Here is a 19,837-nt window from a genome sequence, read left to right as displayed (position 1 = left end):
GCCTGAAAATAATATATTCTTGATTTTCTGGTTATTTCTTTAAGGCAATTAGCATTCATTATATGAATTTATGAATCTAGCGTATATGTGCAGTTTATAATATTATATCATGTTGTTTTTTTTAAATTGTGCAGGTTAGTAAGGATGGCGTCATATCATATGTTAAGTTGGAAAGAGGCGGTGATATGCTCTTGTAAATAAAAAACCTCCGCTCTAAGCGAAGGTTTTCGAAGGGGGATAATTATTTAGAATTTTAAAGTGTGATCTCCTTTTGGATAGTAAGGGCCAACACAAAGGTCTGTGTTATTAAGATCAGGTGAAATCATTGAAGTTGTGAATATTAATTGATATTCATCGCGAAGATTCTGACATTCATTTATGATTATATGCTGAAAATTATGGCTTCGTGCGTCGACCATTCCCTTGTCTTCAATATTGTCCATAATCATGAAGTTAGGAAAACGAGATTCCTTATCATCGACACAATGTAAGAAAATAGCTAGCCTTATACTATTTTTAAAGATTACCATAGAACTAGCAGAGAATTTACTCATTCCATCCAAATACATTTTATCGCGGGCGAAGTCGATAATGACGTCTCCAGGATTGTCAAATGCCGGTTCGTTACCATCATCGGAGATAAGTAATCTTTTAGTGATTTTCTCAATATCAGAATAAACGGAGAAGTGTCTTTCTGCTTGAGATTCATCGAGTGCGGAAAGTTTTTCCCTGATATCTAATATTCTTTTTTGAGCCCGTTGCTTTTCTAGCAGCAAAGCGTTAATTTTTGCAATGCCGCCTCTGTTTTCTTCCAGTGAAATAATGGCGCTTTCAATGAAACCGATGCTTTTTCCAATTTCAATGATCATGCTTTCTTTTTCTGAAGGTATAACAGAGAAGGTTCTAAGGCTTCTTATTGTTTCACTGATCCTTAAGTTTGTATTTTCCAGTGAAGTCTTTAACTTTGCTAATTCAGATTCAAGGCTTACAATGACTTGACTACTTTCTTTTATTTGAAAGTTAAGGTTATTCAATTGTTTTACATAGGCATCATTTGAAGAGTTTTTACTGTATGTATTTTTACATAAACCACAACATTCAATGTCATTACTTACTTCAATATGGCCTAAACAAGAAGGACAATATTTGAACTCGATGCTACCAACCGTGGAATTTACAGCTTTTGAATTAAGTAAAGCATCCTTCCTTGACTCAAGTGATACTAAGAATAGTTTAGTATCGTTAATTTCTCTTGATAAAGATAATGAGTCTTCTTCAAGTTTAGTTTTTAGTGCTACTAATTCTAGGTTTTTGCTTTGGAGTTTTGATAGAATGCTTTGCTCTTCTTTATTTAGGTTGCTATTCTCGCTAGAAAGCAGTTTCTCCATTTTTTCATTTAGCGCATCAAGTTCCTTTGAGTAATTGTTGATTCTTTCGTTTAAGGAATGCTCGCTAATTTTGACATCATCACCACCAATTATTTTAAATATTGAATTTGCCTCTGAGTTATATTTCTCGAAAAGCTTAGTCTCTGATAATAACTCTTGTCTTAAGTTATGAGCCTCCAGGTCATCGATTCCAAGAAGATACTCTCCAATAGCCCTTCTCAAATTAGGATTATCAAATGCTTTTTCTTCTTTTAGCAACTTAGTTGTTGCCGATAGTTGATCAACGTACATAAGACGCATGATCTGATGAAGTGTTAGATTACGGTCATCATCAGTTTTATGTCTTGGAAGAGATAATAATTCAAATAGTTGCTGGGAGAAGCTATGTAGTGTATCGCTTCTTCTATAAGGATAACCAGTCCACTGAGATCCTAATTTAACAGCTGTATCAATTGTTCCTTCATGTATATACATTTTTGAAAGACCATTTTCAATAATATCCCTTTTAAGAGTTACTCTGATACCATTAAGTAAAACCTGTGCATAGACGTTATCACAATAAGATTGGTGCTCAGTCCAATCAGTTATAACTGAGCCTAAGGCATAGGATAGTAAATCAACAACTGTTGATTTACCCGTACCATTCCAACCTCTAATAATGTTTACGCCTTTATGGAATGCCTGGTCATAAACGAAAACATCATTCCGTGATACTGCAAATCTTTCTACCAGTAAATGAGGTTTAATCATTTTTAATTACCTCATCGTATCTATATTCCATTAGTCCTGTCCTTTTTTGAGGCCATTTACACCATAAAATTCAATCTTTTTTAGTTCACTTGATATCAGAGTAAACCATTCGGTTTTTTTATATTCAACCTGTTCCATCGATACTAATAGCGAGTCTGGTAGATCGTTTTTTGTTCTTTTTATTTTCCCGATATCAAAACTTTTCATGTCAATCAATTGTTTTGATAATAAATGATGGAATGCAATTGACTGAATTCTTCTTAGCTCTAAGAATATACGGTTGGGGTTTTTTATATCCTCATAAGGTTCCTTGATTAATTGTATGGATTTTTTATATTTCCTTAGCTGATTAGGAAAAGGTTTTATAGATTTTAAAAGGCTTGGGAACAGCACATAAAAATCCATGAGTCTGAAAAGTTCAATGTCGATTTCACAATAGTTCTGTTCTTCTAGCAAAAGTAGTGTTCTGAAAACACAATGATTTGCATCAAATACGGGATGATATATTAACACTTAGCCTCCCATGATACATGGCACAAACCAGTTAGAAAATAAAGCATTCCTGATACTAGTTCAGTAGTAACTAAATTATCGTAACGAACAATAGCTTTGTGGACGGGTTGGATGATTTCTGTATAAACAAGTCGATCAATTTCAACTTTATTTTTACCACTTATTATTTCTGGAAATATGCATTGATGCCAGCTAGAACAAATCGCTGAAAGAACTTGAATGTATACTGTTTGCTCAACCAGAGACATTTGTTCCTTAGCAACTCTTCTTGCAAATCTGTTTTTCAGCCTAGTGGCTCTTTCAGCTAAATCAGACCTATTCCCGCGAAGAAGTTTTTCTTCCAGGCCTATAATTTCTCTTCCTGGATAATCATAGAGATATTCAGCTAAGTCTTCCATGATTGATATTAACTCATCTTGCCCTAAACAAGATTTTTTAATTTGGTCAATCGTAGATTCTAAATTCGATAAAGGATAAAAGTTATTATCACCGAAATGCGATGCTTCATCCTGATATCGCACATTGGAGATGCTCATGAGAAGTTATTATCTCCATTGTGTTGGGCATTATCATGGTACTCAACAGTTTGTTTTTTTTCATAGGTCGCTGTTGATGATGGTAGATCAGACTTACACATTTCAGCCGGAGTTTTTTTCTGCTCAGAGCCATCTGTATCTTTATTTATTTTCGGTGTTGTTGTCTTGTACGTTGAATATATAAAGAAAACAGATAGTAGTAAAAGAATAATCAAAATTAAAGCATAGACTCTGTCTACTCCTAACACGGTAGTTAATTTTTCATCAAAAATGTTGTTGATTAGAAGATATAATAGATAAAGCACAAGGCCGGGAAGACCAACTATTTTAATAGATTTACTCCAAAAGTCGCTCATTGAACCCTCTAAGCTTAGTACATTGAATGTACTGATAATTTATCATTGCGAATGGTTAAAATCTATCAAAAAATGTACAGTAAGGGAAGGTTTTTGTCCTTCTTTTCAATGTGTTAGTTTTTCTTGGCTTTTTTTGATGCTAGGCTATAGATCGCAGTATTCTATTGAATAGTTTGAAATACTGCTACTAAGATTCTGCCAAGGTTTTACTTACTGATTGAGTCTGGTGTAACTGATCTTGATTAATGTAAAAAATCTCCTCGTTCAAACTTGGGGTAGGAGTAGGTAATCATATGAAAATTAAGAAAAATTAACTATATTCTGAACAGGAGACTGACGGGAACCCCTCGTCAGTGCTCTAGAATGTCCCAGTAAGTAAAAATCATTGGGGAAATTTCATTGCATTCCCACGCCTGTATCGCTTTAAAGGCCTATATATTAATGAGAGAAGAAAATTTCCCATAAAACATATTATTTGAAAGCTATCTATTCATAATATTCCATTTAAGAGCGAGGTTTTTTATGGCTAATACCTCAACTCAGGCAGTGGAGGAAAGCTTTTTAGCATTAATTAAATGAAATTAACTGGGTTATCGGATTTATATAAAAAGATGATATTTGTGATAATTAAATAGAAAAGAAATATACAGAACTAATCCCTTAATCCAATTGCAATGAATACTAATAATGGTTAATTAGTAAAGACAATCCATATCATTCATCCTTTTTTATTGGTAGTATGTGGTAATAAATATTTCAGAACGGACATTATTCAACTTACCTCGTTGAGGAATAATTACCACCTCTATGAGAGGTGGTTTAAGGATTAAATAGCAAAAGAAAAAACATCGATTCTAATTATCGAAACGCCTCGATAATTAGCTTTGCTAATTTATTAATTTCTGCTTCACTTGTTCCGAACTGACCAGACTCGAATTTCACTTTTCTCATATCAAGGTGAATTTTCATTCTTTTAATCTCGTCCAGCATAAATTCGTAGTCTAACTTTTTCTTAGACAACCCTTTTTCATAAAGATATGGGAAAGCCTTCATTAGTGCCGCATAACCTGTTAACTTACTAAGACTAAATTCTTGTGGGTTTTCCCACTCATTTACATAAACATCTCTAATTGCGCTGAAAAAATTCAACATAATTTTTTGTATAACAATGTCATTCTCTTCAATAAAGTAATTTCTTAATACGCAGTTATTATTAGCCTCTAGCTCTTCACCCATTTTTAATCTTCTTGCATCATCATCGGGTTTTTTAGAAATATGCTGTATTAAATACTTAATAAAGGTGCTTTGAGAGAGCGAAGCATTATCTTGATCTTTTTCTTTTTTACCTAGCATCTTTAATCTATTATGAAACGGCGAGTCGGGATTACTGTTCATTCCTCTAGCAATTTCATGACATGTTTTTTGAGGACTTCTTCGCTCGGCCAAGGCAAATAAATCGTATACAATAGATGGATTTACACGAGTTTGTTTACTATTGATTATTGAAAAAACATATGCCTTTTCTTCATTTGTCAGATTGAACATCAACACTACAGGTAAATCAAATAATTTTGCATTTGATGAATTTTTAATTCCCCATAATCTGTGCTGTCCATCTATAACATCTCCTATGACAACCTCATTTTCAAAATAGAAGTAGGTGTCATCCATTTTGACATTAGATGACTCATCAACAGAAATAATAATTGGTGTAGGAAAGGTTGCATCAGGTTCTCCAGTATATTTTGCTATTTCAGAAACTCTGGATGATGATTTATCTCTTTGCACACCAAATTCAAAATCTCTACGATGATCAACCCTGACGATATCAAGTAAATCAATAGCCCTTATTGATGTTAAGTAGAAAGTGCCGATTGGCTGGTTTACTTCAATGTATTTTACTTTCATACTGCAACTCCATTACCATCGTTAGTCACATCATTGACCGCCGTGGTCTGTTTATTAACAGATGCATCTTCCGTATCAGCATAACTTTCATCTTCTATTTCTATATGAGATGTCATATTTAATTTCAATACTCCGAAAGTATAGCCGACTAAGAGCATTGATATGAAATAAATTATAGGTTGAGTGAATCCATATGAAATATCTTTTGAAACCTGAAATGTTGCATCCTTGGATTGAGTGGCTGCATATATTATGCCAGAGAATAGAAGTAACATTATCAAAATAATTATAGATATTATCTTTATTGTTTTGAACTCAAGTTTAATACTAAAAAAACTTGTAAACATTGGCCCTAATGCAGACGCAACAAGAGCTATGGAAAATGTATAAAAACTACCTGATGAACCTTCTATGCCTATCGACTGAACGATGGAAACATCATGGGAATAATATCTGATTATTATGTTTGCGATAATTCCCATTTGCCCGCAAATGACCGTAAAAACAACCCATATGAAAAACTCCAATTTGTTTTTCATTATCGCGTCAAAAGGATAAGAAAGAAATTTGATTGCCAAGTTTTTATTTTTCACCATGTTTATACCATTTTATTATGCCTTGATTTAATTAAGTTAATGTCTTTGTGATAATTAAATTATATGTTGATATGTTTTTGATATCCTTACAATATTTAAATGAAGTTCCTTTGTTACAACATAATCATAATACTATTTAAGAAATACTTTGTGAACTAAGTTCTCAAAATATTCGATTTTAATGTACTCTTAGTGCTCAAAACGGGCGTTTAGGCTCAATTGGGCAATAAGCTCAGTAGTGTTACTGTATATAATTCATCGTAATGATGGTATGAAATACGAAGGAATCAGGTAATTCTAGCAATTTAAAGGGGAAAATGAGTATGTGACTGATGGGCTTGTTAAGCATCCCTGCATCGCGTTCACTGAATTTACTGCCTGCTAGAACTGAATTTTTGTCATAGGGTAAAACAGCGTACTTCCAGTACGTAACTTGGCACCACTGGCCATACCTTAGGCACTTAACAAGATCTGCTCGAGAGATTTTATGCACGATGCGCTGGTTTGTGGCAGACGCTTACGGACCTTCAATTTGGTGGATGATTTTAACCGCGAAGCCATGGCGATAGATTCGGCCTGAATATCCCAACACAATGAGTCGTCCGGTTGCTGTAGCAGATCGTGGCTATCGACTGAAGATGCGAACGGATAACAGACCAGAACTGATCTTACTGGCGCTGGCACCATGGGCTGAAGTGCATGGGGTGATACTGGAATTTATCAAGCTGGTTAATCCAACACAGAATTCGTTTATCGAACGGTCCAACCGGACATACCGGACAGAAATCCCGAATTTCTACCTGTTCAGGACACTGAATGAAGCATGTGAAATCACAGAGTGCTGGATGGCTGAGCCCCGAGTGTCTGGAAAAATGTACGGAACTAAAAAGGAGTGCTTACAGCCAGACAGGAAATGAGCGCCATATTACGAATGTAGGCGAATGTTGTCAGATCTTTCTACCTATGAAGAAGGGGAGCTATCCAACATATTCCCCGAGCTTTAACTTCATTTTGGACAATCAGAAGTGAGCAAACCGTAACTGACTCTATTTGGGAGACAGACGATAGGCATATTAGAGGATATGGATGTTTTTAAAAGCAAAGAACAACTAAGAAAACGACGAAGAATCCAGCAAACAAATAACCTGTTGCAACGACCAGAAATCTACCGTAGCCAGAAAAGGAAAAAGCCCCGCTTTGCAGCGAGGCTTTATGAATAGTGGTGCCCGGACTCGGAATCGAACCAAGGACACGGGGATTTTCAATCCCCTGCTCTACCGACTGAGCTATCCGGGCAACGAGGCGCATTAAACCCGATTCGCTTCGCTTCGTCAACGAAATTTCTTCAAATCAATGCAGACTGCACAATCTATCACCAGATTGCTGCAATTGCACGCATTCTCAGGCAAAAAATGCCATCCACGCAGCGGAAAGCGGCATTGCCAGCAGCAGGGCGGGAAGCATATTCACCACCGCAAACATTTTGATTCCGCAAATACGTAGACCCGTCGCCAGCAACAGCAGTCCGCCTACCGCGCTGAAATCGGCCATCATGGCTGGGGTTGTCAGCGGTAAAATCAGAGCCGCGCAGGTGGCGAGCGTCAACTGAATTGCCAGCATCGGTATAAAAATGGCAGACACGGCGATCCCTAGCGAGCAGGCGAAGATAATAGCGGTGAAGAAATCCAGAAATGACTTGGCGATTAAAATATTCGGGTCGCCGGTCATCCCTTCATGGATTGCCCCGAAGATCCCGGTTCCGCTGGCGCAAAACAGCACGATGATCGCCACATAGCTTTGAATAAAGGATTCGTGCGTAGCGTTGGCGTCTGACTGGGTGAAAAGCTGCTGCGCTTTGGCAACCGCGGCATTGATTCCTTTTTCCAGATGGCAGAACTCGCCAATTAATGCACCGACCAGCGTCGCCAGCACCATCACCGGCAAGTTAACGCATTTGATAACCAGCAAGATACCAATCCCCAACGAGCACAACCCGAATATTGAGGTCATTGAGATCCGAATACGTTCGGGTAAATGCTGACTGAGCAGCGCGCCGAGAACACCACCTAATAAAATGGCGCTGGCATTAATAAAGGGTCCGATTACCACGTTCGCTCCTGCATACCTATTATCGTCTTGATGTTAAAGGCAATTGTCTGGGTGAAATTATGTTTCAGATTGCATTATTATGCCGCTATTTTCAGACGAAATGTTTGTTTATCTGTGAGGTTTAAGCACAGGATTTTATCTTGCGCCTGTAGGTGAAAGGTGCCATGATTGCGCGAATTTTCTCCTGTCTGAATGGGGTTGCCTGGGATGATATTACTCCCCCTACATCGCCTTCAACATCGCCTTTTTGCGCGACGTTTGCCCCTTTCTGCAACTTATCTTCACGCTCTCACCATGCGGTGAGGGCAGCGCACGCTCACTGCAGGATAACAGTAAAATCAGAGGCTATCTGCTTTTACTGATGTCTGGCGGTCGGGGCTGGTAACCAGTTTGACCTGTCATTTCGTGGGCAAAGCAATGTGGCTTTGTCCGGGACTTTTGATTTTCCCGAAACGGGTTATTGCGCTTATGAAATCAATGAAAATTGCCGCCAGTAGTGAACTGGTTTCTCGTCTTTCCAGCCATCGTCAGGTGGTGTCACTGGACAGCACCGATTTTACTGACGTCGCGGCAGTCGTCATTACCGTTGCGGGCAGCCGCAGTGGGATCCTGGCCTTGCTGAAACGTACCGGTTTTCATATACCGGTGTTTTTGTTCGCAGAGTCTGATGTCGATGTGCCTGCGGGCGTTAATGCGGTGATTCACGGTCAGGCTCAGGACTGGCTGGAGCTGGAGTCTGCTGCCTGTCAGTATGAGGAAGAGTTGCTGCCGCCGTTCTATGACACGCTCACCCAGTATGTCGAAATGGGGAACAGCACGTTTGCTTGTCCGGGGCACCAGCACGGTGAGTTTTTTAAGAAGCATCCGGCGGGCCGACATTTCTACGAGTTCTTTGGCGAGAACCTGTTTCGCGCGGATATGTGCAACGCTGACGTTAAGCTGGGCGATTTGCTGATTCATGAGGGATCAGCGAAACATGCGCAGAAATTTGCTGCGAAAGTTTTCCACGCGGATAAAACCTACTTTGTACTGAACGGGACTTCTGCGGCGAATAAAGTGGTGACCAATGCGCTGCTGACGCGTGGCGATCTGGTGTTGTTTGACCGCAACAACCATAAGTCCAACCATCACGGTGCGCTGATCCAGGCGGGCGCGACGCCGGTTTATCTGGAAGCGGCGCGTAATCCGTTTGGCTTTATTGGCGGTATTGATGAGCACTGCTTTGATGAGGCGTATCTGCGCCAGCAACTGCGTGAAGTTGCGCCGCACAAGGCTGACCAGCCGCGTCCGTTCCGTCTGGCGATCATTCAGCTCGGTACCTATGACGGGACGATCTACAACGCCCGACAGGTGATCGACAAGATCGGTAGCCTGTGCGATTACATCCTGTTTGATTCTGCCTGGGTTGGCTACGAACAGTTTATCCCGATGATGGCCGATGGGTCACCGCTGCTACTGGATCTTAATGCTAACGATCCGGGGATCTTTGTCACCCAGTCGGTACACAAACAACAGGCCGGATTCTCACAAACTTCGCAGATCCACAAAAAGGATAACCATATTCGTGGGCAGGCGAGATTCTGCCCGCATAAGCGTCTGAACAATGCGTTTATGCTGCATGCTTCCACCAGTCCGTTTTACCCGCTGTTTGCGGCGCTGGACGTGAACGCCAAAATCCATGAAGGCGAGAGCGGTCGTCGGCTATGGGCGGAGTGTGTGGCGCTGGGGATCGAGGCCCGTAAAGCGATTATTGCCCGCTGTAAGATGATTCAGCCGTTTATTCCCCCGGTAGTCGATGGCAAACCGTGGGAAAGCTATCCAACGCCGGTGATTGCCAGCGAGCGCCGCTTCTTTAGCTTTGAACCGGGTGCTAAATGGCATGGTTTTTCCGGCTACGCGCGCGACCAGTATTTCGTTGATCCCTGCAAGCTGTTGTTAACCACTCCGGGCATTGATGCGCAAACCGGGCAATATACTGAGTTTGGTATTCCGGCGACGATTCTGGCGCATTACCTGCGTGAAAACGGCATTGTTCCGGAGAAATGCGACCTTAACTCGATTTTGTTCCTGCTGACCCCGGCAGAAAGCACCGAGAAACTGGCGCAACTGGTGGCAATGCTGGCGCAGTTTGAGCAGCACATTGAGGACGATACGCCGCTGGCGGACGTGTTGCCCTCCATCTTCAACAAGTATCCGGTACGTTACCGGGATTACACGCTGCGTGAACTGTGTCAGGAAATGCACGATTTATACGTCAGCTTTGATGTCAAGGATCTGCAAAAAGCGATGTTCCGCCAGGAGAGTTTGCCTGCCGTGGCGATGAACCCGCAGGATGCGAACAGCGCCTTTATCCGTGGTGATGTTGAGCTGGTTCGGATCTGTGATGCCGCTGGCCGCGTTGCGGCAGAAGGTGCGCTGCCTTATCCTCCGGGCGTGCTGTGCGTGGTACCGGGTGAAGTCTGGGGCGGGGCGGTGCAACGTTATTTCCTGGCGCTGGAAGAGGGCGTAAACCTGCTGCCGGGCTTTTCGCCGGAGTTGCAGGGCGTTTACAGTGAGACTGATGCGGACGGTATTAAGCGTCTGTATGGATATGTTGTGAAGTAAGCGCAAAAAAAGCGGGTTACCTTTTGGCAACCCGCTTTTCTCTGTGTAAACGTTAGTGTGCGATAGTGTGCGTGCCTGTCGGAACGCGTACGTGTTTGTATTTAAACAGCGCCACGAAGGCAAAAGCCAGTACCAGCGAGTAGCCAGCGAAGATCAGCCACACGGTCTGCCAGTCGGTAATACCGTTCAGCGTGTAGTACTCAACCACTTTACCGCTCACCAGACCACCCAGAATACAACCGAAGCCGTTGGTCATCATCAGGAACATACCCTGTGCGCTGGCGCGGATTTCAGGGCGAACTTCTTTCTCCACGAACACCGAGCCCGAGATGTTGAAGAAGTCGAAGGCGCAGCCGTAAACAATCATCGACAGAACCAGCAGCACGGTACCGAACGGCGTTGGATCGCCGTAGGCAAACAGGCCGAAGCGCAACATCCACGCCACAATACTGATAAGCATCACATTCTTAATACCGTAACGGCTCAAGAAGAACGGGATGGTCAGGATAAACAGCGTCTCGGAAATCTGCGAGATCGACATCATCACCGAGGCGTGTTCAACGATGAAGCTACCGGAGAACAGCGGGTTGTTATCGAAGCTGTGCAGGAAGGTATTACCGAACATATTGGTAATCTGCAGCTCAGCGCCCAGCATCATTGAGAAGATAAAGAAAATCGCCATGCGCTTGTTTTTAAACAGCGCGAAGGCGTCCAGACCGAGCATGGATGTCCAGCTCTGGTTTTTCTGCTGGTTAGCCACCGGAATATGCGGCAGCGTCAGCGTGAACAGTGCCAAAACAACGGACAGCGTTGCACCGATATACAGCTGCATATGGCTCAGCTCGAAGCCGGAGAAGCTCACGCCCCACATCGCCATGATAAAGCCGATGGTGCCCCAGATACGGATTGGCGGGAAGTCGGTGACAATATCCATCCCGGCTGACTGCAGGCGATAGTAAGAGATGGTGTTGATTAACCCGAGCGTTGGCATATAGGCCAAAGAGTTAAGCAAGATCACAAAGAACATGGCGCCTGGGGTGGTGACTTCGGCTGCGGCGAACAGTGTTGCTGCGCCGACCAGGTGACAAATGGCGTACACCCATTTCGCACTGATCCATTTGTCGGCCACAATCCCTAACAGCGTAGGCATAAACACGGCGGCGATCCCCAGCGAGCTATACACTGCGCCAATGGATGCACCATCGAATTTTAGGGTGACAAACATATAGGAGCCGAGGGTAGTGAGCCAACTACCCCATAAGCAGAACTGCAGAAACGAGAGCACTTTCAGCTGCAGCTTAAGATTCATGTTAATTTCCTCACACCGTAATGCGGATGAATGTTTTAAAAGGCACATTTGCCGGGGCTTGATGATGTGATTCTATCAACGAGGGACACTCTTTTTTTGTTACCTGTGACAAATATTTGCAAACAATTTCTAATTGCAAAGCAAAATAGTGACGGGGTTAACACTTTGCCCTCTTCCGGGCCCCGTTTACCGGGACAGAAGAGGGATATATTAGCGGCGTCGATATGATTTTTGCGCGGAATTGACCTTGTAAAGGTATCGGCGTGATTCAGCAGACGGATGTCGGGTAGTCAGCGTTTGATAAACGTCCCCCGGGGTCATGCTGTTGATAATATTCGCGGCCTGAATTTTATCGTTCGAGAAAACGCGCAGCACGCTGCCCGCACCGCCGTTATATGCCGTGATGACCGCATAGCGACGGGAGGTTGGATTATCAATACCGCCCAGATAGACGTTGTTAAGCATTGCCAGATAAGCGGTACCGGTATCAATGTTGCTGGCCGGGTCAAACAGGAAGCTACGGCTCGGCGTGCCGGAGCGCCCCTGCGAACGAAACACATCTTTCCCGGCGCTGTGTTGCACCACCTGCATCAACCCCAGCGCATCGGCATGGCTGACCGCATACGGGTTAAATGAGGATTCGGTTTGCATGATGGCCAGAATCAGCGACTCATCGACGCCATACTTACGCGAAGCCTGACGCACCATGCCGACGTATTTATGCGCGCGCTTATCAAGGTGGTTCGGTACCAGGTTGATGGTCACGCTATAGATGATGCGAATACCGTTGCTGCGGCTTTTCAGGCGTGTTTTCAGCAGATAGTCAGCGAAATTGGTGGCGCGTCCCTCCCAACGAATTGGCTGGCCAGTATTATCGACCACCTGCCCGTACAGGAACGGCTCTTTGGAAATCTTAATGTCGTCGACATCGGAATAGAGGTCGATAGAACCCGGATCATCACCCATCAGCAATGTCTTGATAATCGCCCGACGCAGGTGCCCGGCGGGATCTGTCCCGGCAATGGTCTCGACGGTGATTGTACCGTCATCAAAGTTGATATGGCTGCGGGTTTGATACTGATCGGTATACTTTACGTAGTCCTTCGGACCCGCAATCAGCACTTCCTTAAACCCCCACAGATTCTCAATGTTATGGGCAAATTGCCCCATCAGAATATCAAAACCGTTGGTATCCTTGACCCAGGCTTCGTTATAGGAATCGCCTTTTTTGGTCGAACTGGAACAGGAGATGAGCAACGGCGCAATAACGGCAAGCGCGAGAAATTTTTTCATCATTCCGGGAGTGCGTGTTGTGTTTGTTATTTGCAAGGACCAGATCAAATCGTAGGCCGGATAAGCGCAGCGCCATCCGGCAACGGTTCTTAAGACTCTGGTGTATAGCCTTCAATATGCACATCTTTGCCTTCAAACAGGAAGTTAATCATCTCCTGTTCCAGTAACTTACGATGCTCAACGTTCATCATATTGAGCTTCTTCTCGTTAATCAGCATGGTTTGCTTATGCTGCCATTGCGCCCATGCTTCTTTAGAAATCTCGTTGTAGATGCGTTTCCCCAGCTCGCCCGGGTACAGCTGGAAGTCCTGGCCTTCTGCTTCGCGTTGCAGGAAAGTGCAAAAAATCGTTCTGCTCATATAAAATCCTCTCTTTCGACCGGTACGTTAAACGTGTGTACCGGCACGTAATTGCTGTAACAAACGCTCCACGGGAGCCGCCAGTCCGACCGACGGCGGTTGCGCTAAGTTATACCAGAGCGCGTTGCCTTCATCCATGCATGAGCCGAATGAAGACACTGGAAGCCACATAGGCACAATGTCTAAGTGGAAATGGCTAAAGGTATGGCGAAACGCATTAAGTTGGGTCAGATTATCTGCGTTAATTTGTCGTTGCGCCAGCCAGTTGCGCAGTCCGTTTTCATCGTCAAACTGCGGAAAACAGTATAAACCACCCCATAAGCCGCTGGGCGGTCGCTGTGCGAGCAATACTTCGTCATTATGCTGCATCAGTAAAAAATAGCCCGTCCGTTCCGGCAGCGTTTGCTTGGGTTTTTTACCCGGGTACAGCGCCCAGCTTGCATTGGCGCTGGCCACACAGCCATTATCTAACGGACACAGCGAACATTTAGGTTTTGAGCGCGTACAGACCATGGCGCCTAAATCCATCATCGCCTGATTAAACCGCTCAACGCCATGGGCAGGTGTAACCTGCTCGCTCAACTCCCACAGCTTCTTTTCGACCTCTTTTTTACCCGGCCAGCCGCTTACAGCATAACAGCGAGCCAGCACGCGTTTGACGTTACCGTCGAGAATCGGAAAATGCTGACCCAGAGAAAGAGAAAGGATCGCGCCTGCGGTTGAACGTCCTACGCCTGGCAGAGCAGCCACCTCATCAAAGGTTTGTGGGAATGTGCCGCCATGCAGCGTCACAACCTGCTGTGCGGCTTTATGCAGATTACGCGCCCGGGCGTAATAGCCCAGCCCTGTCCATAAATGCAGAACTTCATCCAGCGGCGCATGAGCTAAATCGCTTACCGTTGGGAAGCGCGCCATAAAGCGCTCAAAATAAGGGATAACGGTCGCAACCTGAGTTTGTTGCAGCATTACCTCAGAGAGCCATACTTTGTAAGGCGTCTTATCAATTTGCCAGGGCAGCGTTTTCCGCCCGTATTTGTCGTACCAGCTCAAAACCTGAGCCGAGAATTGAGACGCTTGCATGATTACCGTTTCATTATTGCCGGGGGCAAGATTGCAGCACAGCGGCAACGGGGTGTAAACCGGAACTTTCCGCTGCTCACTTTCTTCCTTTACTTGCATCCGGCAACTAACTTTGGATAATGCCCGTTTTCAGAACTCAAACACAGCAGACTAAACTTTTATGAAGAACGACGTCATTTCACCGGAATTTGATGAAAACGGCCGCCCTCTGCGCCGGATTCGTAGTTTTGTTCGTCGCCAGGGGCGACTGACGAAAGGGCAGGAACACGCGCTGGAAAACTACTGGCCGGTGATGGGCGTTGAGTTCAGCGAAGAGCCTGTAAATTTCGCAGAACTGTTTGGCCGTGATGCGCCAGTCACGCTGGAAATCGGTTTTGGTATGGGTGCGTCGCTGGTCGCAATGGCGAAAGCGCGTCCGGAACAGAATTTCCTCGGCATTGAGGTTCACTCGCCGGGCGTTGGTGCGTGTCTGGCTTCAGCCCATGAAGAGGGTGTCGAGAACCTGCGCGTCATGTGCCATGATGCCGTTGAAGTCCTGCATAAAATGATTCCTGACAATTCTTTATCTATGGTTCAGCTGTTTTTCCCTGACCCGTGGCATAAAGCACGTCATAATAAACGCCGTATCGTTCAGGTACCGTTTGCTGAGCATATCTTAAGTAAGCTGAAGCTGGGCGGCGTGTTCCACATGGCAACCGACTGGGAAGCGTATGCGGAACATATGCTGGAAGTGATGTCCTCCATTGACGGGTATAAAAACCAGTCAGAGAGTAACGATTATGTACCGCGCCCACAATCGCGCCCGGTAACCAAATTTGAACAACGTGGTCATCGTCTTGGCCACGGCGTATGGGACTTAATGTTCGAGAGGGTGAAATAATGGCAAAGAACCGTAGCCGTCGTCTGCGTAAAAAGATGCACATCGAAGAATTCCAGGAAGTAGGATTTTCGGTTGCATGGCGTTTCCCGGAAGGTACATCTGGAGAGCAGGTCGATCAAATCGTTGATGACTTTATCAATGAAGTTATCGAACCGAACAAGCTGGCTTTTGACGGCAGCGGCTATCTGGCCTGGGAAGGTCTGATCTGTCTGCAGGAAATCGGCAAATGTACCGAAGAACATCAGGCAATCGTGCGTAAGTGGCTGGAAGAGCACAAACTCGAAGAAGTGCGCACCAGCGAACTTTTCGATGTTTGGTGGGACTAAGTAGCACAGGGTCGGCAAATGCCGGCCCGATTTGTATTGAGGGATAGATATGATGCGCAAAACGCTGCTGGCGGCAGTCCTCACGTTCACGGCGATGGCCGCACATGCAGATTATCAGTGCAGCGTCACCCCACGTGACGATGTGATTTTGAGCCCGCAAACGGTGCAGGTGAAAGGCGAAAACGGCGATCTGGTTATCACGCCGGCTGGCAACGTCACCTTCAACGGCAAACAGTACACCCTGAATGCTGCACAGCGTGAGCAGGCCAAAGATTATCAGGCGGCATTGCGTAGCAGCCTGCCGTGGATTGACGACGGTGCCAGAGAGCGCGTTGAGAAAGGTCGCATGGCGTTGGATAAAATCATTGCCAAAGAAGTCGGTGAAAGCAGCAACATGCGCGGGCGTTTAACCAAGCTTGATGCGCAATTGAAAGCGCAGATGAACCGCATCATTGAGCATCGTACTGACGGCCTGACCTTCCATTATAAGGCGATTGATCAGGTTCGCGCGGACGGACAGCAGCTGGTGAATCAGGCGATGGGCGGTATTTTGCAGGACAGTATCAACGAAATGGGCGCCAAAGCCGTGTTGAAAGGTGGCGGTAATCCGCTGCAGGGTGTGCTCGGTAGTCTGGGTGGTTTGCAGACTTCAATTCAAAACGAATGGAAGAATCAGGAACAAGACTTCCAGCAGTTTGGCAAAGATGTTTGCGCCCGCGTGGTGACGCTGGAAAACGATCGTAAAACGCTGGTTAGTAGTCTGAAATAATCTTCACCTCTTTTTAACGGCACAGAAACATTTCTGTGCCGTTTTATTTTGTGTTTATCTTCTTTTTTGATATCCATCTCTAAGAATGACAATTTGATGGAGATATAAATCTGGTTAATTGGATTGCATCACATTATTCATCTGTGGGATGGACATAATGCAGCAAATTCAAGTAACTGGAGAAATAAAATGGAGTTTTTCAAGAGAACGGCACTTGCCGCACTGGTTATGGGTTTCAGCGGCGCGGCGCTTGCACTGCCAAACATCACTATTTTAGCGACCGGCGGGACGATTGCCGGCGGTGGTGATTCCGCGACAAAATCTAACTATACGGCAGGTAAGGTCGGCGTAGAAAATCTGGTTGAAGCCGTACCTCAGTTGAAAGATATCGCTGTCGTGAAAGGTGAGCAGGTGGTGAACATCGGCTCCCAGGATATGAATGACGACGTCTGGTTAGCGCTGGCGAAAAAGATTAATACCGAGTGTGATAAAACCGACGGCTTCGTGGTAACACATGGTACGGATACCATGGAAGAAACCGCTTATTTCCTCGATCTCACCGTCAAGTGCAACAAGCCGGTGGTGCTGGTTGGCGCAATGCGTCCGTCTACGGGGATGAGCGCTGATGGCCCATTCAACCTGTATAACGCAGTGGTAACCGCCGCAGATAAAGCCTCTGCCAACCGCGGTGTGCTGGTGGTGATGAACGACACCGTTATGGATGGTCGCGACGTGACCAAAACCAATACTACTGACGTTGCGACCTTCAAATCCGTTAACTACGGCCCGTTGGGTTACATTCATAACGGTAAAATCGACTACCAGCGTACGCCTGCGCGTAAGCACACCACGTCTACTCCGTTCGATGTTTCTAAGCTGACCGAGCTGCCAAAAGTTGGGATTGTTTACAACTACGCTAACGCCTCCGATCTGCCAGCCAAAGCATTGGTGGACGCGGGTTACGCCGGGATCGTCAGTGCGGGTGTAGGTAACGGCAACCTGTATAAAACCATTTTCGATACGCTGGCAACTGCCGCGCATAAAGGTACCGTAGTGGTGCGTTCATCTCGTGTACCAACGGGTGCCACCACGCAGGATGCAGAAGTTGATGATGCAAAATACGGCTTTGTGGCTTCTGGCTCGCTGAACCCGCAAAAAGCCCGCGTGCTGCTGCAGCTGGCGCTGACGCAGACCAAAGATCCTAAACAGATCCAGGAAATGTTTAATCAGTATTAATGGCTGAAGGTGGCTGCGCTTATCGACCTAACCCTGTAGGCCTGATAAGCGCAGTGCCATCCGGCAATTGCCGGATAAGGCCTGGATCATTGCCGTATCACTCCGCCAGAAACAGCTCCAGCAGGGAATTCAAAAACAGCTTACCGTGTTGGGTAATCTGCCAGTATTCATCACATTCACTCAGGTAGCCCTGGGCGATAGCTTCATCGATCTGTTGACGAATAACGTCTTCGCTAAGCCCGGTATATTGCGTGAACTCCGCGCGAGGCGCGGCTTCCAGTAAACGGAAACGGTTCATGAAGAACTCGAACGGCTTATCGGCTTCGGCGACATCACGCTGGCTTTCGAGATAACGCCCCTGCATGTATCCGCGCGGATGCCGCGTTTTGGTGGTGCGCAGAATGCGCCCGTCCGGGAAGGTGACTTTGCCGTGCGCGCCGCAACCAATGCCAAGATAGTCACCAAAGCGCCAGTAGTTCAGGTTGTGCTGACACTGAAAGCCCGGCCTGGCGTAGGCCGAAGTTTCGTACTGCTGATACCCGGCGGCGGTCAGCAACTGATGGCCTTGCTCAAAAATATCCCACAGCGCGTCATCGTCCGGTAATACCGGCGGTCGGGATCCGAACAGCGTGTTGGGTTCAATAGTCAGTTGATACCAGGAAAGATGCGGCGGGTTGAGTGCGATGGCCTGCTGTAAGTCGCCCAAAGCTTCTTCCAGCGTCTGATCCGGTAAACCATGCATCAGGTCGAGGTTAAAGCTGCGTAGCCCCAGACCGCTCGCCAGGTTTGCCGCTCGTTTAGCTTCTTCCGGCCCGTGGATACGTCCCAGACGTTCGAGCTTGGCGGAGCTAAAGCTCTGTACGCCAATCGAGAGCCGGTTGACCCCGGCGCGTTGATAATCGACAAAGCGATCGGCTTCAACAGTTCCGGGGTTCGCTTCCATGGTGATTTCTGCATCTGCCGCCAGATTCAGCCGTGCGCGCACGCCGTCGAGCAACGTTTGCATTGCCGGGCCAGAAAGCAGGCTCGGCGTACCGCCACCAATAAAGATCGTCTTTATTTCACGTCCCTGAGCGTGGGCTACCTCGGTATCCAGATCGCTCAGCAGATGTTGCACGTAGTCGTCATGTGGGACTTCGCCTTTTAGCGCATGCGAGTTGAAGTCACAGTAGGGGCATTTCTGCACGCACCACGGGATGTGAATATACAGACTTAGCGGTGGAAGCTTAACCATTACGCAGGGCATCCAGCAGCAGCTTCAGCGCCTGTCCGCGGTGAGAAATCGCACTTTTTTCTTCACGGGTCAGCTCAGCAGCGGTTTTCCCTTCCGACGGCACAAAAAAGATGGGGTCGTAACCAAAACCACCGTTTCCGACCGGTTCACGGGTAATCACGCCCGGCCAGCTTCCGTGGCACACTAAAGGCGTGGGATCGTCTGCATGGCGCATATACACCAGCACGCAGTGGAATTGCGCCTGACGCTGGTCATCCGGGACATCCCGCAGGGTGTGCAGCAGTTTTTCCAGGTTCTGTTTGTCAGTCGCGTCTTCGCCGGAATAGCGGGCTGAATAAATTCCCGGCGCGCCGCCAAGGGCGTTAACCGCCAGACCAGAGTCATCAGCAATGGCTGGCAAACCTGTAATTTGCGCGGCATGACGCGCCTTCAGAATGGCGTTCTCAATAAACGTCAGTCCGGTCTCTTCTGCGGAATCAACACCCAGATCCGTTTGGGCAACAACATCAAGACCGAAATCACTCAGAAGAGAGGCGAGTTCACGCACTTTACCGGCATTGCCGGTCGCGAGGACAACTTTTTGCATGGGAT

General features: G+C 45.9%; 18 protein-coding genes, 1 tRNA gene and 1 pseudogene. 6 read left to right on the top strand and 14 right to left on the bottom strand.

Going from position 1 to position 19,837, the window contains the following annotated elements:
* Window positions 1–245: 245 nt before the first annotated feature.
* The 6 genes from OGX91_RS17470 to OGX91_RS17445 form a co-directional block, all read right to left on the bottom strand.
* Window positions 246–2,138 (bottom strand): ATP-binding protein, encoded by a 1,893-nt coding sequence (locus OGX91_RS17470; RefSeq protein ID WP_199947114.1) that lies wholly within the window; start codon window positions 2,136–2,138, stop codon window positions 246–248.
* 30 nt (window positions 2,139–2,168) lie between these two features.
* Entirely contained in the window at window positions 2,169–2,651 is a 483-nt protein-coding gene (locus OGX91_RS17465) for an ABC-three component system middle component 5 (RefSeq protein WP_353622680.1), read from the bottom strand.
* Window positions 2,645–3,187, bottom strand: a complete 543-nt coding sequence (locus OGX91_RS17460; RefSeq protein ID WP_110511920.1) for an ABC-three component system protein — start codon at window positions 3,185–3,187, stop codon at window positions 2,645–2,647. Before OGX91_RS17460 ends, OGX91_RS17465 begins: the two co-directional genes overlap by 7 nt.
* Complete coding sequence (locus OGX91_RS17455; RefSeq protein ID WP_199947112.1) at window positions 3,184–3,543, bottom strand: hypothetical protein; 360 nt, start codon at window positions 3,541–3,543, stop codon at window positions 3,184–3,186. The genes OGX91_RS17460 and OGX91_RS17455 overlap by 4 nt, the downstream gene beginning before the upstream one ends.
* 858 nt (window positions 3,544–4,401) lie before the next feature.
* Entirely contained in the window at window positions 4,402–5,451 is a 1,050-nt protein-coding gene (locus OGX91_RS17450; protein ID WP_110511922.1) for a DGQHR domain-containing protein, read from the bottom strand.
* Window positions 5,448–6,047, bottom strand: coding sequence for a hypothetical protein (locus tag OGX91_RS17445; protein WP_110511923.1), 600 nt, complete (start codon window positions 6,045–6,047; stop codon window positions 5,448–5,450). The genes OGX91_RS17450 and OGX91_RS17445 overlap by 4 nt, the downstream gene beginning before the upstream one ends.
* A gap of 369 nt (window positions 6,048–6,416) precedes the next feature.
* Here OGX91_RS17445 and OGX91_RS17440 point away from each other — a divergent pair.
* Window positions 6,417–6,901: pseudogene (locus OGX91_RS17440) on the top strand (integrase core domain-containing protein); the annotation flags it as partial.
* 366 nt (window positions 6,902–7,267) lie between these two features.
* Here OGX91_RS17440 and OGX91_RS17435 read toward each other — a convergent pair.
* Window positions 7,268–7,343 (bottom strand) — tRNA-Phe (locus tag OGX91_RS17435).
* A 105-nt stretch (window positions 7,344–7,448) separates the two neighbouring features.
* A complete protein-coding gene (locus OGX91_RS17430) occupies window positions 7,449–8,156 on the bottom strand; it encodes a DUF554 domain-containing protein (RefSeq protein WP_199947111.1) in 708 nt (235 codons plus the stop codon).
* A gap of 468 nt (window positions 8,157–8,624) precedes the next feature.
* Here OGX91_RS17430 and OGX91_RS17425 point away from each other — a divergent pair, with 468 nt between their 5' ends.
* Complete coding sequence (locus OGX91_RS17425) at window positions 8,625–10,760, top strand: ornithine decarboxylase (protein ID WP_155021753.1); 2,136 nt, start codon at window positions 8,625–8,627, stop codon at window positions 10,758–10,760.
* Between the two features lie 52 nt (window positions 10,761–10,812).
* On the opposite strand, the gene OGX91_RS17420 is transcribed toward OGX91_RS17425, so the two are convergent.
* The 4 genes from OGX91_RS17420 to mutY form a co-directional block, all read right to left on the bottom strand.
* On the bottom strand, window positions 10,813–12,069 hold the full coding sequence (locus OGX91_RS17420; protein WP_005123262.1) for a nucleoside permease: 1,257 nt from the start codon (window positions 12,067–12,069) through the stop codon (window positions 10,813–10,815).
* Window positions 12,070–12,279: 210 nt separating this feature from the next.
* On the bottom strand, window positions 12,280–13,365 hold the full coding sequence (mltC, locus tag OGX91_RS17415) for a membrane-bound lytic murein transglycosylase MltC (protein ID WP_049001609.1): 1,086 nt from the start codon (window positions 13,363–13,365) through the stop codon (window positions 12,280–12,282).
* Window positions 13,366–13,451: 86 nt separating this feature from the next.
* Complete coding sequence (locus tag OGX91_RS17410) at window positions 13,452–13,721, bottom strand: oxidative damage protection protein (protein WP_040232080.1); 270 nt, start codon at window positions 13,719–13,721, stop codon at window positions 13,452–13,454.
* Between the two features lie 27 nt (window positions 13,722–13,748).
* The gene (gene mutY / locus OGX91_RS17405; RefSeq protein WP_149692400.1) at window positions 13,749–14,801 is read right to left on the bottom strand and encodes an A/G-specific adenine glycosylase; all 1,053 of its coding nucleotides are present in this window, start codon (window positions 14,799–14,801) and stop codon (window positions 13,749–13,751) included.
* 160 nt (window positions 14,802–14,961) lie between these two features.
* On the opposite strand from mutY, the gene trmB reads away from it, so the two are divergent.
* The 4 genes from trmB (at window position 14,962) to ansB (ending at window position 18,012) form a co-directional block, all read left to right on the top strand.
* Window positions 14,962–15,681, top strand: a complete 720-nt coding sequence (gene trmB, locus OGX91_RS17400; protein WP_003027117.1) for a tRNA (guanosine(46)-N7)-methyltransferase TrmB — start codon at window positions 14,962–14,964, stop codon at window positions 15,679–15,681.
* The gene (locus tag OGX91_RS17395; protein WP_040232081.1) at window positions 15,681–16,007 is read left to right on the top strand and encodes a YggL family protein; all 327 of its coding nucleotides are present in this window, start codon (window positions 15,681–15,683) and stop codon (window positions 16,005–16,007) included. Before trmB ends, OGX91_RS17395 begins: the two co-directional genes overlap by 1 nt.
* 49 nt (window positions 16,008–16,056) lie before the next feature.
* Window positions 16,057–16,776, top strand: coding sequence for a YggN family protein (locus OGX91_RS17390; RefSeq protein WP_286626996.1), 720 nt, complete (start codon window positions 16,057–16,059; stop codon window positions 16,774–16,776).
* Between the two features lie 189 nt (window positions 16,777–16,965).
* A complete protein-coding gene (gene ansB, locus OGX91_RS17385) occupies window positions 16,966–18,012 on the top strand; it encodes an L-asparaginase 2 (RefSeq protein ID WP_286626995.1) in 1,047 nt (348 codons plus the stop codon).
* Window positions 18,013–18,109: 97 nt separating this feature from the next.
* Here ansB and hemW read toward each other — a convergent pair whose 3' ends face one another.
* Window positions 18,110–19,246: a radical SAM family heme chaperone HemW gene (gene hemW / locus OGX91_RS17380; protein WP_286626993.1), complete on the bottom strand. Its 1,137-nt coding sequence runs from the start codon at window positions 19,244–19,246 to the stop codon at window positions 18,110–18,112.
* Window positions 19,239–19,832, bottom strand: a complete 594-nt coding sequence (locus tag OGX91_RS17375) for an XTP/dITP diphosphatase (protein ID WP_286626991.1) — start codon at window positions 19,830–19,832, stop codon at window positions 19,239–19,241. Before OGX91_RS17375 ends, hemW begins: the two co-directional genes overlap by 8 nt.
* Between the last annotated feature and the right edge of the window lie 5 nt (window positions 19,833–19,837).

The organism is Citrobacter sp. Cpa228, from assembly GCF_030333085.1.
Lineage (GTDB): Bacteria > Pseudomonadota > Gammaproteobacteria > Enterobacterales > Enterobacteriaceae > Citrobacter > Citrobacter pasteurii.
The sequence above is the reverse complement of the archived record's forward strand: the minus strand, read 5'-3'. Positions and strand labels throughout refer to the sequence as shown.